Annotated in this window: 13 protein-coding genes; 5 read left to right on the top strand and 8 right to left on the bottom strand. The window is 70.9% G+C overall.

What is annotated here, in order from left to right; translation table 11 throughout:
- The first annotated feature begins 228 nt into the window (after positions 1-228).
- Entirely contained in the window at positions 229-1,746 is a 1,518-nt protein-coding gene (locus tag ACZ6YG_RS13275) for a serine/threonine-protein kinase (protein WP_187281183.1), read from the top strand.
- Between the two features lie 4 nt (positions 1,747-1,750).
- Here ACZ6YG_RS13275 and ACZ6YG_RS13270 read toward each other — a convergent pair whose 3' ends face one another.
- The 4 genes from ACZ6YG_RS13270 to ACZ6YG_RS13255 all read right to left on the bottom strand — a co-directional run bounded on the left by ACZ6YG_RS13270 (position 1,751) and on the right by ACZ6YG_RS13255 (position 6,918).
- Complete coding sequence (locus tag ACZ6YG_RS13270; protein ID WP_466018100.1) at positions 1,751-2,623, bottom strand: hypothetical protein; 873 nt, start codon at positions 2,621-2,623, stop codon at positions 1,751-1,753.
- Between the two features lie 478 nt (positions 2,624-3,101).
- Positions 3,102-4,205, bottom strand: a complete 1,104-nt coding sequence (locus ACZ6YG_RS13265) for a type IV toxin-antitoxin system AbiEi family antitoxin domain-containing protein (protein ID WP_466018099.1) — start codon at positions 4,203-4,205, stop codon at positions 3,102-3,104.
- A gap of 315 nt (positions 4,206-4,520) precedes the next feature.
- Positions 4,521-5,114, bottom strand: a complete 594-nt coding sequence (locus ACZ6YG_RS13260) for a DUF6461 domain-containing protein (RefSeq protein ID WP_466018098.1) — start codon at positions 5,112-5,114, stop codon at positions 4,521-4,523.
- Between the two features lie 604 nt (positions 5,115-5,718).
- Positions 5,719-6,918 (bottom strand): MFS transporter, encoded by a 1,200-nt coding sequence (locus tag ACZ6YG_RS13255; protein WP_466018097.1) that lies wholly within the window; start codon positions 6,916-6,918, stop codon positions 5,719-5,721.
- 204 nt (positions 6,919-7,122) lie between these two features.
- Here ACZ6YG_RS13255 and ACZ6YG_RS13250 point away from each other — a divergent pair, with 204 nt between their 5' ends.
- Together ACZ6YG_RS13250 and ACZ6YG_RS13245 are read left to right on the top strand one after the other, a co-directional pair.
- Entirely contained in the window at positions 7,123-7,614 is a 492-nt protein-coding gene (locus ACZ6YG_RS13250) for a hypothetical protein (RefSeq protein ID WP_148031860.1), read from the top strand.
- 19 nt (positions 7,615-7,633) lie between these two features.
- Positions 7,634-7,870, top strand: coding sequence for a DUF4342 domain-containing protein (locus ACZ6YG_RS13245; RefSeq protein ID WP_364236517.1), 237 nt, complete (start codon positions 7,634-7,636; stop codon positions 7,868-7,870).
- Between the two features lie 12 nt (positions 7,871-7,882).
- On the opposite strand, the gene ACZ6YG_RS13240 is transcribed toward ACZ6YG_RS13245, so the two are convergent.
- On the bottom strand, positions 7,883-8,791 hold the full coding sequence (locus tag ACZ6YG_RS13240) for a sigma-70 family RNA polymerase sigma factor (protein ID WP_466018096.1): 909 nt from the start codon (positions 8,789-8,791) through the stop codon (positions 7,883-7,885).
- A gap of 80 nt (positions 8,792-8,871) precedes the next feature.
- The gene (locus ACZ6YG_RS13235; RefSeq protein WP_466018095.1) at positions 8,872-9,720 is read right to left on the bottom strand and encodes a universal stress protein; all 849 of its coding nucleotides are present in this window, start codon (positions 9,718-9,720) and stop codon (positions 8,872-8,874) included.
- Between the two features lie 179 nt (positions 9,721-9,899).
- On the opposite strand from ACZ6YG_RS13235, the gene ACZ6YG_RS13230 reads away from it, so the two are divergent.
- Together ACZ6YG_RS13230 and ACZ6YG_RS13225 are read left to right on the top strand one after the other, a co-directional pair.
- Complete coding sequence (locus ACZ6YG_RS13230; protein WP_148031863.1) at positions 9,900-10,541, top strand: response regulator; 642 nt, start codon at positions 9,900-9,902, stop codon at positions 10,539-10,541.
- Positions 10,542-10,593: 52 nt separating this feature from the next.
- On the top strand, positions 10,594-11,043 hold the full coding sequence (locus ACZ6YG_RS13225; protein ID WP_148031864.1) for a pyridoxamine 5'-phosphate oxidase family protein: 450 nt from the start codon (positions 10,594-10,596) through the stop codon (positions 11,041-11,043).
- On the opposite strand, the gene ACZ6YG_RS13220 is transcribed toward ACZ6YG_RS13225, so the two are convergent.
- On the bottom strand, positions 10,991-12,679 hold the full coding sequence (locus ACZ6YG_RS13220) for a GAF domain-containing sensor histidine kinase (RefSeq protein WP_148031865.1): 1,689 nt from the start codon (positions 12,677-12,679) through the stop codon (positions 10,991-10,993). The two genes, ACZ6YG_RS13225 and ACZ6YG_RS13220, sit on opposite strands and share 53 nt — an antisense overlap.
- 80 nt (positions 12,680-12,759) lie before the next feature.
- Positions 12,760-13,287, bottom strand: coding sequence for a hypothetical protein (locus ACZ6YG_RS13215; protein WP_148031866.1), 528 nt, complete (start codon positions 13,285-13,287; stop codon positions 12,760-12,762).
- Positions 13,288-13,303 lie beyond the last annotated feature (16 nt).

Genomic DNA, 13,303 nt, shown 5'->3' with positions numbered 1-13,303 from the left:
AATCTGAGTCTTCCCACCTCCATCAGGCTCGACCGCTGAGGAGCTCACTGATCTCGGACCGGCAGCCCTCAGGTGGGACACAGGGAAGCACTGCGGCGCGCCTGCCCCGACTCCCGGGCGGGCCGCCGGCGTTTCTGCTTGATCCACGAATCGTCACTAAAATCTGACATGATCCTGGAGAATCCCGGCGTGCCGGTGGCAGCTCGCCCAACGTGCGTGGAGGAGATCATGTCCGCTGGCCCGTTGGAGCCGGGAGACCCACGTGTGCTCGGGGCGTTCCAGGTGGTCGCACGCTTGGGCGAGGGCGGACAGGGGGTCGTCTACGAGGGGCGGAGCGCGTCCGGCGGCCGCGTTGCGATCAAGGTTCTCAGGGGTGGGAACGATCCCGACACCCGCCGCCGGCTGGCCAGGGAGCTGGAGTCGGCCCGCCGGGTGGCCCCCTTCTGCACGGCCCGCGTGCTGGAGGCCGAGCCTGACGGGCCGGTGCCGTACGTGGTGAGCGAATTCGTCGCGGGCCCGTCATTGCAGGAGCGGGTACGCGCGGGCGGTCCCCTGCGGGACGGCGACCTGGAGCGGCTGGCGGTCGGCACGGCCAGCGCCCTCGCGGCCATCCACGGTGCCGGGGTCGTCCATCGGGACTTCAAACCCGCCAACGTGCTGCTCGGTCCCGACGGGCCACGCGTGGTCGACTTCGGCATCGCCCGGCCGCTCGGCGACGGCACGGCGACCTCGACGATGTCGGGGACGCCACCGTACATGGCGCCTGAGCAGCTCAAGGGAGAGTACGGGTCTTCAGCGGCCGATGTCTTCGCCTGGGCCGCGACCATGGTCTATGCGGCGACCGGGCGGGCGCCGTTCGGCAGCGACACCGTTGCCGCCGTCTTCCACCGCATTCTCACCCTGGAGCCCGACCTTTCCGGCATTCCGCAGAGCCTGCGCGAAACCCTGGCCGCTTGCCTGTCGAAGGATCCCCGGGCCCGTCCCTCTGCCCGGTCGCTGCTGATCCGCCTGGTCGACCCCGGAGCCTCCACCGTCACGGTTCCCGACGTCGGCCCGGTTCCCAGCGCGTACGTCCCCCCGGACTGGCCGGCCCCGAGCCCGACCAAGGTGCTGCCGGCCGAGCCCGGATCCGGCCCGGCCCTGCCGCCCCTCGATGGATCGACGGTGCGGGGGCAGGGCGACTTCTCGTACGGCGAGACGGTCACCCGGCGGAGGATGCGGCCGGCCCTGCCGTTGATCGCCATCACCCTGGCGGTTCTGGCGACGGCCGGTGTGCTGTACGCGACGGGGACGATCGGCGTCCCGGCCGAGGGCGGCGAGGCGACGACGCAGACGGCGTCCGATCCGCCCGCTGACCGGGAATCGGCCTCCGGGCGGACTTCGACGTCATCTCCGGCATCGTCGTCCAGATCGGCTACGGCCGGGACGGGCGGGATCCCCGAAGCCTTCGCGGGGACTTGGACGGGACAGGTCATCTCGCAGGACAACCGTAAGAAGAGCGTCGAGGTCACGGTCACCCTGCCGGGCGGGCAGAGCGCCGGGACGTGGGCCGACGGCGACTGTGACCAGCAGGCCACGCTGACTCGCGTCAGGAGCGACACCGTGCTCGACATGGCCGTGGCGCAGCGGGATCGGTGCGCGGGCGGAGACATGACGCTCACGCTGAACGCCGCCGGGACACTGGACCTCGTACGACAGGAGGGCGCGGGCTCGCTGGAGTACCGCGGGAGCCTGCGCCGTTCCTGACCGTTCAGCCGGCGCGCGCGATCTGGAAGGAGTACGCCCCGGTCTTGGCCTCGCCCGACCTGACGACCAGCGCATAGCGCCCGTCCCCGCCCGACAGTGGGATGTCGAACTCGTAGCCGCACAGCGGGATAGGCTGCCGGGCGTCGGCGACGCTCTTCTCGGCGGCGTCGTACAGTTCCAGCTGGATGGCCGTGCACGCCCCCGCGCCGCCGAGGACCTTGACGGCCGTCGCGCCGTCGGAGTCGAACTCGAAGCGGTCGATCCGTCCGGGGACGTCCAGCCGCCCGGCCCCGTCGGGGCTGCCCTCGCCGATCTGCAGGCCGACCGCCACGGGGAAGGTGCGGACCTTGACGGTCGCGATCCGGAAGCTGTACGCGCCTATGACGTTCGTGTTCCCCCAGACCTCCAGCCGGTGCCCGCCCACCTTGGTCAGTTTGAAGAGCGAGGTGCCGAAGCTCATCGCGACGCTGGACGGGCCCAGCGGTTCGCCGTCGACTTCGGAGAACACCTGTAACTGGATGTCGTCCCCCTGCATGTCGGCGACGTAGAACTCCTTGGCGTCGCCCAGGTCCAGGGTGAACTTGTCCTTCTGCCCCGCCCGGGTCAGTTCGGCCGACACCGTGCTGCCGTCGGTCAGGGTGCCGCCCGGCTCGACCGCCGTCGAAGGCTCGTCATTCGCTTCCTGGGCCGGCGCGCTCTCCGCCTGAGCGGGTGCACTTTCGCTGGTCGTATGGCTGGTCACGGGTGCTGGAGCGGTCTCAGCGCCCCCGGTCTCGCCACCGGCGAAGCCGCATCCCGAGAGCACAAGCAGGATGAGTACGAGGACGGCACTGGTGCGGCCGGGGGCGACTCTGCGCACCACAGAGAAATCTGTCATGTCACCCATTCTTCGGAGCCCGCTTACAAGCCGATTGCCCGCAACTATCCTCGCGCCGGAAGGCCGTGGGAAAGGCCGTTTCCCGTCACCTCTCGGCGTCCTGGACCCCGGCCTCTACCGAGACCCGGAGATCCCCAACAACACGCTTGTGCATCCGTACTTCACCTTGCACACCGACCACGGCGTACCGTCCGAGGCCGACCTCCTCGTGCGGGCCTACGCGGCGGCGCCCGAGGAGCGCGGCGCGGCGGTGGTGGCGGCGCTTATGGGTTTGTGCGGCGACCCAGGACTGCGCGAGCGGTCCGCGACCGGGACGAGCTGCTCTTCCAGCTCAGTGCGGCAGAGCCGGCTGACCTTCGCGAGTCAGTCGCCCGCGTCCTCGCAGCGAGCGGCCGGTCGGCGTGCGGTAGCGGTGGTGGCGGAGCGGCACGGGCAGACTCAGAGAGTTGAGTCTGCCTCGTCTTCCAGGGAGTCGACGCTACCGAGACCGGCGCAGCCGCCCGACGATCTCGGCGGCGATCTGCCGGCTCAGCCCGTCGTCCGCAGAGTCCTGAGCACCGGTCGGATAACGCAGCTCGGCCAACAGGACGGCGACCCGGCTCTGCGCTTCAGCGACACTGTCGGCAGCCGTCAGCTCTGCATAGGCCCGCAAGTTTCTCGGCGTCAGTCCGGACGGGTCGAGGTCCGGCAGGAAGTAGGCGACGAAATCCGGTCCGGCGGTCGGGAAACTGTGGGCCGGAGCGAGTGGCAGCATGGCGTCATAGACCTCCTGAAGGTCCACCAGATCGCGCCGGACGGCTTCCTGGAGCGCGCGCCCGAAGTCGTCGTGGTCGGTGAAGCCCCGCATCAGATCCAGGATCGTCCGGAACGGCGTGGTCACCGGAATGCCCTCGACAATGGTGACGTCTGCCGCCGCCAGCCGTTCGACATGGATGATCGTGGCCCGTGGCGCGGGCAGCTCGGCCGGCGCGGTGAAGATCGTCCGCGGCACGGCGAGCGCCCCGAGGCCGAGCAGCCGGGCCGCCGACTCGTGCGACAGCACGGCGTCGTCGGTCGCGGTCTGCGGCCGCTCCCAGCGGAACCGGTCGGGAGCCAGCGCCAGCCACACGGCGTAGGAATAGCCGTATTTGAGTGCCACCGAGCTGGCGGCGTGCTGGTAGACGCCGTGGTCGAGCTCGGTCAGCAGCCCGGCCTCCCGGAGACGGTCCAGCTCACCGTCGTCGACCCCGAGCCGGGCCAGTTGGGCACGGGTCAGGAAACCCTGCTGCCGCGCCGCCGCGATCGACAGCTCGTAGCACCGCTCGTGCGACATGCGCCCTCCCGTGGCGTCCGTTGCCGCCACGGGACTCAAGGCGTAGTCGACGGGCACACCAGCCTCCGGCTCGAAGTCGAAGTCGATGATGTCCTCGGGAACCGCGAACGGCTGCCGGTCGCCGAACAATCGCCGACGACGCTCCGCCTCCTGGCGGCGAATCTCCTCGTGGGCTCGCTCGACCACCTCGGGGCTGAAGGTCCGCTGCCCCCAGCGCTGCCCGTCGGTGTCGTCTGCGCCGGGGTCCGCCTGGTCGCTCTTGTCGATCATGCCGTCCTCCTTCCCCAGAGTAGACCCGAACGTCGACCCTCGGGCCTGACACAGACTGCGGTCGGCGTGATGCGCCAGATGGCGGAGTTGGCAGAACGCGGCGTGGTGCGGCTCCTCAGGGGTTCGTCGGGAGGTCGGGGAAAACGGACCGGGAGCATGGCGAACGCGGCACCTGGCCCCATCTCCCCTCTAGCTCGTCCCCGGCGAGCAATCGTCATGTCGCCCGGTCGGGGCTAATGGCACGCTCATGGCACGGATGACACGTTCTCATTGACCTGTCACCGCGACCGACTGTAGGGGCGTTGGATCCGGTCATCAGTCACGGATCGCGGCACCGAGAAATGGTGTGCTGAGCATGTCCTCCGAGAAAGAAAGGCCGGTGATCTTCTTCGCCAGGGCGAAAGACCGGGGGAAGGGGGCGTCGATGCCGGGCCCCTCCCAGGACAGGCCGACTTCGCACATCTCGCTGACCAGGCGGTCGGGATCACTGCCCCAGCGTGTATCAGGAACCAATTGATCGAAGCTTGTGACCTCTTCACTGTCGACCGCGTAGACGAAATAGTCCGTGGCATGGAGGTTGCGATAAATCGACACCACCTCAGTCGCCTGAGAGAGGCTGCGGAGTAGGCGCCTGTTGAGGCCGATCGATCCAGTCCAGAGCTGGATCAGAACGGTCCAGCCGTTCATCTCTAGCGCGCCCACATAGCTGGTGCGCATGTTGTCCGAGTCGATGTACCTCATCGTTCGTTCTTGGTGCTCTTCGAAGGTCACCTCTCCGATCCCGTTGCGGTCTGCACCTAGACGCGTCAACGCCTCACGAGGGCTGAGGGATCGGGCGAAGGTGACACAGGAGACGTCATAGAACGGGCCATGCTTTGCGAGCCAGCAAAATTCTTCGTGTACGTCCATCACCGTAACTCCCGTGATCAGTCACATGCATGATGGCAGCCGTCACCGACAGGGGCAGCACCTCGACGACATGCGCCTGAGCGACAATAGGCACGGACGGAGTTGGAGCCACGTTCTCCGGTGAGCCAGGGTGAGAAAACGAACCCTGGATCGTCGACCGCCCCCAAGCACGTACGGGGTTCAGCCATGCAGTGGCGATCGTAGGGCTGCATCTGTGCGGCGGCGCGGCAACCCCGGTCCGAGCGTTCGACTGGTACGGCGGGGCAGGCGTGCGGTGCCCGGCCCGGTGTCCCGCCGCGATCCGGAGGGCGCGGCGAACGTGCTGGCAGAGTACGTCGCCCGGTGAAGGCGGGCACGGCTATCAAGTTCAGCCGCCCGGCGTCAGCGGCACGACGTCGGATGACGCACCCGTCATCGCGCCGAGTCAAGGAATTCGAGCCATCCGTCCCGGCTGGGCGAAGCCCGGCACCAAAGAACGCCCGAGCGCAGCGGGGCCCTTCGTGGACGGACGGGCCTGCGGGGTCAAGGGAAGCCCGGGGCAACGGGTGGGTGCGGAGGATATCCAGGGTGTACAGCACCGGGTTCGAACCAGTGAGGCGAGGGGTCACCGGATCCGGCGGACGGATGGGGCCGTCGTGGCGGTGATGGCCAGGAGGAGGAGCCAGGCCGCCAGGGTCAGGGTGGCGGGCTTGGGTCCCCAGGCGGCGATCATGGCGCCGCCCGCCATCGTGCCCGCCGACAGGGCGCCCATGGTGAGCGTCTCCAGGGCGGCCGAGGTGCGGCCGCGCAGGTGGTCGGGGGTGATGGCGAGGCGGTGGCTGGTCATGGCCACCGAGTAGACGGGCGGCAGCACCGATTCCGCGAAGGCGACGAGGCCGAGGAGCAGGGCGTCGGGCGCGGCCGCGTACAGGGGGAAGACGAGGGCCTCCACCCACAGCATGGCCGCGGCGAGGCGGCCGATCGGGAAGCGGGCGGCGAGCCGGGCCGCCAGCAGTGAGCCGAGCAGCGACCCGGCGGCGGCCGCGCTGAAGATCAGCCCGATCTGCTGGGGTGAGGCGCCCACGCCCTGTGCCAAGGTGATGATGACCAGGTAGCCGGCCCCGTACCTGAGCATGTCGCCGGTCTGGAGCAGGCCGAACAGGCGGATCACCGGCTGCCGCCACAGCCAGGTCAGCCCTTCGCGGATCTCCGCGACGAGGCTGCCGGGCCCCGGCGGGCGGGTCTCCTCCTGGAAGGACGCCCGCATGAGCCGCAGGCTGGCGGCCGAGGCGACGAACGAGACGGCGTTCACGGCGAACGGCACGGTCCGGCCCAGCCCGTGGACGGCCGCGGCGAGGGTGGCGCCGCTGACCCGCAGCGTGTTGAGCGTCCCCTGGGTGACGGCGAGGGCGCGGGCGAGCTGGGCGGGGCCGACGATGGTGGGCAGCGCGGCCGTGCTCGCCGACTGGAAGAGCGCGTGCAGCACGCCTCCGAGCGCCGCGACCGCGTACAGGTGGGGCAGGGTGAGCCGGTCCAGCCAGAGCGCGGCGGCGACGCCGGCGGCGAGGGCGGCGCGGCCGAGCTCGCACCAGATCATGGTGCGCCGGCGGTCCCACCGGTCCACGAGCGCGCCGGCGGCCAGCCCGACGAGCAGGTAGGCGGCGGTGTTGACGCCGAGGACGAGCCCGCTCTGCGCGGCCGACCCGGTCATGGCCAGCACGAGGAGGAGGAAGGCGAAGCCCTGGATGTGGTCGCCGGCGTTGGAGACGATCTGGCCGGACAGGAGCAGGGCGAAGTTCTTGTTCCGCCTGAGGGCGGTGTTCATGTGGTGACACTCCGTTAGCGCGTACGGACACAAGGCGGCTGGAACCTCGTGCCGGGCGCTATTCGATCGGAGCGGTACGCATGCCGCGGAGGCTAGCAATGACCCGTGGCGGGCCGCACCGGGTTTTCCGGCCGAAGAAGGGACGGAAGGCCCTGCAGCTCGGCCTCCCGCGCCTGATGGAATGGAGGCATGAGGACGAATGCCATGAGGTGGACGGTTCTGACGCTCGCCGGGCTGGCGGCCTTCCGGCTGCTGGTCCGTCCGCGGCTGCTGCGCTGGGGGGCCACCGCCGGAGAGGCGCGCGCCCCGATGCCGGGCGACGCCGTCATCCCGCGCCCGCACGTCATCGCCACCCGGGCCGTCACCATCGCCGCCGCGCCCGAGGACGTCTGGCCCCTGCTGCCGGAGCTGGCCGGGCGGGGCGCCGAGGTCGTGGAGGAGGAGCCCGGCCGGACTCTGGTGATGGCCGTGCACGCCTTCCACGTCACCGTGACCTGGGCCGTGGAGCTGCGGGAGCAGGACGGCCACACGCGGCTGGTCCTGCGGCAGCGGATCCTGTGCCGTCCGGGGGTGCTCGGGCTGATCTACCTGCTGCTGTCCGATACATCGGACTTCTTGGCCGTCCGAGGACAGCTCGCCACGGTCAAGGCTCTCGCCGAGGGGAAGCCTCACCGTGCGGCGATCGCCGTACCGTGAGTGGGAGGAGCCACGGCGCATGAGCGTCACCGAGGAGAAGCCGGAGCTGACCGACCGGATCAAGAACGTGATCCACGAGGGCAACACCCGCATGATCATCGTCAGGGACACGCGCGGTCACACCGTCATGCAGGTGCCGGTGACGGTCGGCGTGGGGGCGCTGGTCCTCGCTCCCGTCGTGACCGCGCTGAGCGCGATGGGCGCGCTCGCCGCCCAGTGGACCATCAAGATCGAACGATCTGACGAGGACGACTGAGCCGGCCCTTCCTCAGCGCGTCCAGCGGTGCCGCATGGAGCGGCGCAGCCTGGTGAGCGACTCCTTCTCCAGCCGGCGTACCCAGTGAGAGGTGAGCCCCATCCGCGCGGCGATCTGCCGGGTGGTGTGCTCCTCGTACCCGTCGAGCCCGTACCGGAGCCTGAGGATCAGCTGCTGGCGGGGCGCGAGCCCGCCGAGGGCGGCGGCGAGCACCCGCTTGAGCTCCGCGCGCTCGACCGCCTGCTCGGCCCGCTCGCCGTCGGGGTCCTCGATCATGTCGCCGAGGGTCATCGCGTGCTGGCCGTCCTGGACGACCAGGTCGAGGCTGACGCAGTCCTGCGGGGTGCGCCGCAGCGCCGCCAGCCTGGCGGTCTCCTCGCCGGCCCTGGCGGCCACCTCGGCCTCGGTGGGCAGGCGGCCCAGCTGGTGGGTGGCCTCGATCTCGGCCCGGGTGACGGCGATCAGGCGGTCCTGCAGGCCGATGGGCAGCCGCACCGTGTGGGCGTGCTCGATGCCCTGCTGGATGGCCTTGCGGATCCACCAGGCGGCGATGGTGGAGAACCGGTAGCCCTTGGTGTGGTCGTACCGTTCGACGGCGCGGATCAGGCCCAGGTTGCCGTCCTGGATGACGTCGGCGAACGACAACCCGCGGTGGGCGTACCGTTTGGCGATGGCGACGACCAGCCGCAGGTTGGCGCGGATCATGTGGTCGCGGGCGGCCCAGCCGTCGGCGGCCACGGCCGCGAGCTCGGGGTCGGGGCCGCGCTCGGCGACCAGGTGGGCGGCGTAGGCGCCCGCCTCCATCCGTCTGGCCAGCTCGACCTCCTCCGAGGCGGTCAGCAGCGGGGTGCCGCCGATCCCGGCCAGGTAGCCGCTGAGCTGGTCGTGATGGTCCGGCCCGGCCTTCGCCTGCGCTGACACCGCCGCTCCCCCGTCCTCGGAGTCCTGAGATCACCTCCACCTTGACGGGCGGCGGCCTCCGGCGGTGGTGGCCAAGGTCCTCAGGGGCGGGGACCTTGGGCCTCGGTGCGGCACCGGACCACGGCCAGCGGGGCCGGGGAGTGCTGGAGCATCGCCTGGCTGACCGAGCCGAGCACCATGCCGGCGAACGTGCCGTAGCCGTGGGTGCCGACGACGAGCAGGCCCGCGCCGGTCGCGGCCTCCCTGAGCACCTCGACGGGGTGTCCCTGGACGATCTCCTCGATGACGTGCACGCCGGGGTGGTTCTCGCGGTGGCCGGCGAGCGCGTCGCGCAGCACGGCCCGTTCGGGTCCCTCGCCGTCGGACGGCTCGAGGCCGGTCCAGGACCAGGCGTGCACGACGCGCAGGGCGTGGCCGCGCAGCTCCGCCTCGGCGAAGGCGAAAGCGAGAACGCGGCTGGAGGCGGGCGAGCCGTCGACGCCGGCCACGACCTCGTCGCGCGGCTGCGCGGGCAGCTCGCGGACGACGACGACGTCGCAGGTGGCCTGGCCGGCCACGCCGTGCGCGACCGAGCCGACCAGCAGGCCGCGCACGGCGCCGAGCCCGTGACTGCCGACGACGAGCAGCTGGGCCTCGCGCGCGGCGTCGATGAGGGCGCCGCGCGGGTCGCCGGGCAGCAGGACGGTCTTCACGGAGATGCCCGGCCGTTCGCGCCGGGCCCGCTCGGCGGCCGTGGCCAGCACGGACTCGCCGCCCTGCCGCATCCACGCCGCGACCTCGGCGTAGCGGCCGCCGGCGCCGGTCTCGACCGCCCAGCCGGCGATGGCGTGCCCGATCGTCAGCGGCACCTCGCGCAGCGCCGCCTCCCTGGCGGCCCACGCCGTGGCTTCCAGCCCGGCCCTCGACCCGTCGACCCCCACGATGATCATGTACGTGTCCTTCCTCTCCCCTGGTCCCGACCTTATCCCCGGCAAGATCCTCAGCCGGGACGCGGGTCCTTGCTTTCATGATCCGACGAGGTCCGGAGCGATGGACAGGGCCGTACTGCCTGGGTCGAAGGGGACCTAAGCCTCTTTCGGTCCAGGGTGAGGGTGCTAACGTCGGAGTCATGATTCGCGTGTTCCTCGTCGACGATCACGAGGTGGTCCGGCGCGGTGTCGCCGCCCTGCTCGATTCGGAGGACGACATCGAGGTCATCGGCGAGGCGGGCACCGCCGAGTCGGCGGTGGCCAGGATCCCGGCGCTCCGGCCGGACGTGGCCGTGCTCGACGTGCGCCTGCCCGACGGCAACGGCGTCGACGTGTGCCGTGAGGTCCGCTCCAAGGTGCCGGGCCTGGCGTGCCTGATGCTGACGTCGTACGCCGACGACGAGGCGCTGTTCAACGCGGTCATGGCGGGAGCCGCCGGTTACGTGCTCAAGCAGATCCACGGCTCCGACCTGGTGGGCGCGGTGCGCACGGTGGCCTCCGGCCAGTCGCTGCTGGACCCGCAGACCACCGCGGCGATGCTGCAGCGGCTGCGCGACCAGGCCGCCAAGCAGGACCCGCTGGCCGCCCTGTCGGAGCAGGAACGCCACATCCTCGACCTGATCGGCGAGGGGATGACCAACCGGCAGATCGGCGAGCGGCTGTTCCTGGCCGAGAAGACGGTCAAGAACTACGTGTCCAATCTGCTGTCCAAGCTCAACATGCAGCGGCGCACCCAAGCCGCGGCGCTGGCGGCACGCCTTCGTGCCGGTCGGGGCGAATGAAGGGACCTTCGCCCCTAATGACGTGCGTTCCCTATGGGGAATGCTGGGTCCCATGCAACTCGATTCGTCCGGCCTGCAGGTGCTCTCCAGGGAGGAGTGCCTGCGTTTGATGTCGTCGACGCCCATCGGGCGGATCGTCTTCACCGATCGCGCCCTTCCCGCGGTGCAGCCCGTGGCGTTCCTGCTGGACGGCGAGCGGATCGTCATCCGTACCGGCATCGGCTCCAAGCTGGCCGCCGCCACCCGGCAGGCCGTCGTGGCCTTCGAGGTCGACGAGTTCGACCCGGAGCTGCGCACCGGCTGGTCCGTGACCGCCGTCGGGCACGCGCGCGCCGTGACCGACCCCGGCGAGATGTCGCGCCTGGCCTCGCTGCCGCTGACCCCGTGGGCGCCCGGCAGCAAGGACCACTACATCGTGGTCGAGGCCGAGCGGATCAGCGGCCGGCGCATCATAGGGGGACACGCCAGCGCAGCGACGACCCTCCCTCGTCCGGAGAGCTGATCTCGAACGTGCCGCCCAGCCGGGTGGCGCGCTCTTCCAGGTTGCGCAGGCCGCTGCGGCGGCCCTCGGCGGGGATGCCGACCCCGTTGTCGTGCACGGTCAGCGTCAGCCCGTCGCCCGTGACCTCCACCGCCACGCCTGCCCTGCTGGCCTTGGCGTGCCTGACGATGTTGGAGAGCATCTCGCGCAGCACGGCGAGCACCTGCTCGGCGACCTCCTCCGGCACCTGGTTGTCGATCTGGCCCTCCATCCGCAGGCCGGGCATGAAGCCGAGGTGGCCGCGGGCCGACTCGACCAGGTCGACGATCCGGCCGCGCAGGGTGGGCCCGGTGGTCTCGGGGGTGGCCTGGAGGGCGAAGATGGTGGAGCGGATCTGGCGGATGGTCTCGTCCAGCTCGTTGACGGCCTGCTGGAGCCGGTTGGACGCCTCGGGCCGGTCGACCAGGCGGACGGTGCTCATGAGCGTCATCGCGATCGCGAACAGCCGCTGGATGACGACGTCGTGCAGGTCCTTGGCGATGCGGTCGCGGTCTTCGAGCAGGCCGAGCCGCTCGGCGTGGCGGCGTGTCTCGGCCAGCTCCAGCGCGATGGCGGCCTGGCCGGCGAACGCCTCCAGCATGCGCAGGTCGGCGGCGCTGAAGGGCAGCCGCCCGCTCCACTTGGCCAGGGCCAGCACGCCGCGCACCGTCTGGCCGGAGCCGAGCGGGATCAGCAGCTCGGGGCCGTAGCCCAGCTCGCGCAGCTCGGAGTCGCGGTCGTGCAGGTCGTCGGCGGTGGCGGCGTGGCCGGTGCGGAACACCTGGCCGGCCGGGCTGTCGTCGAGGCCGAAGGTGATGCCGGTGGTCTCCTGGCCGCCGTCGCCCTCGGCGTACTCGACGTGCAGCCGTTTCCCGTCGGGACCCGGCAGCAGGACCTGGACGAGGTCGGCGCCGGTCATCTGGTGGGCGCGGGTCGCCATCATGCTGAGCACCTCGTGCGGGGCGGCGCCGGACAGCAGGCGGGTGGTGATCTCGGAGGAGGCCTGCAGCCAGGTCTCGCGCCGGCGCGTCTCCTCGTACAGGCGGGCGTTCTCGACGGCGACGCCGGCCGCGGTGGCCAGCGCGATGACGATGGCCTCGTCCTCCTCGTCGAACTCGCCGCCGCCGCGCTTCTCCGTCAGGTAGAGGTTGCCGAACACCTCGTCGCGCACCCGTACGGGCACGCCCAGGAAGGTGCCCATGGGCGGGTGGCCGGGCGGGAAGCCGTAGGACTCGGGATGGTCGGAGATGCGGCCCAGCCGCAGTGGCCTGGCGTCCTTGATGAGCAGGCCGAGCAGGCCGAGCCCGTGGGGCCAGTGCTCGATCTTGGCGATCTCCTCCTCGCTCAGCCCGACCGGGATGAACTGGATGAGGGTGCTCTCCTGGCCGACCACGCCCAGCGCCCCGTAGGTGGCGTCGACGAGCCTGGTGGCGGTCTCCACGATGCGCCGCAGCACGGTCTCCAGGTCGAGGTCGCTGCCCACCGAGACGACAGCTTCCATCAGGGCGTGCACCCGGTCGCGGGTGGCCAGCACCGCCTGCAGGCGCACCTGCAGCTCCGCCAGGAGGTCGTCGAGACGCATGCTGGGCAGCAACGGGCTCTGCTCACTCTCCCTCATAAGGGTCAGTCTCGCACCCGCACACGACGGGCGCCCACCCCCGGTGGGGGCGGGCGCGGCGGTGCTGATGAGGCGGGAGGTCAGCGCAGGTACGGGTTCCGCTGGATGATCGGCAGGTTGCCCAGGCCGAGGGTGGTGCCGGCGTTGGCCAGGGCCAGACCGGCGAGGACGATCGTGTAGATGATGTGGTCGTCCATGAACGGGTTGGTGGTCAGGGGCAGCGCGGCCGCCCACATGAGCATCAGCATCAGGCCGCCGGCGACGGCGGCCACTCGCAGGCCCACGCCCAGCATGAGCGCGGCGCCGACGCCGAGCAGTCCGGCCATGAACAGCCAGTCGACCCAGGGCTGACCGGCGAGTGCGGTGAAGAAGCCGCCGAGCGCGTTCTCCTCGGTGCCCTTCAGGAAGCCGGTGGTGGGGCTGCCGCCCGCCAGCCACGCCTTCTCGGCGGTGGTGGCGAAGCCGAGGCCGAAGGTCTTGTCGAGGAACGCCCACAGGAAGGTCCAGCCCAGCGCGATCCTGGCGATGGCCCAGACGTAGTCGACGGGGCGTCTGCCGTCGGCGGTCAGGGTCGTGTGGACGGGCTTGACGGGGGTGGTGGTGGCCATAACGAGCCCCTTTCAG

It is taken from the genome of Nonomuraea sp. NPDC054003, from assembly GCF_055585125.1.
This window is presented reverse-complemented; position numbering and strand designations above follow the sequence as displayed.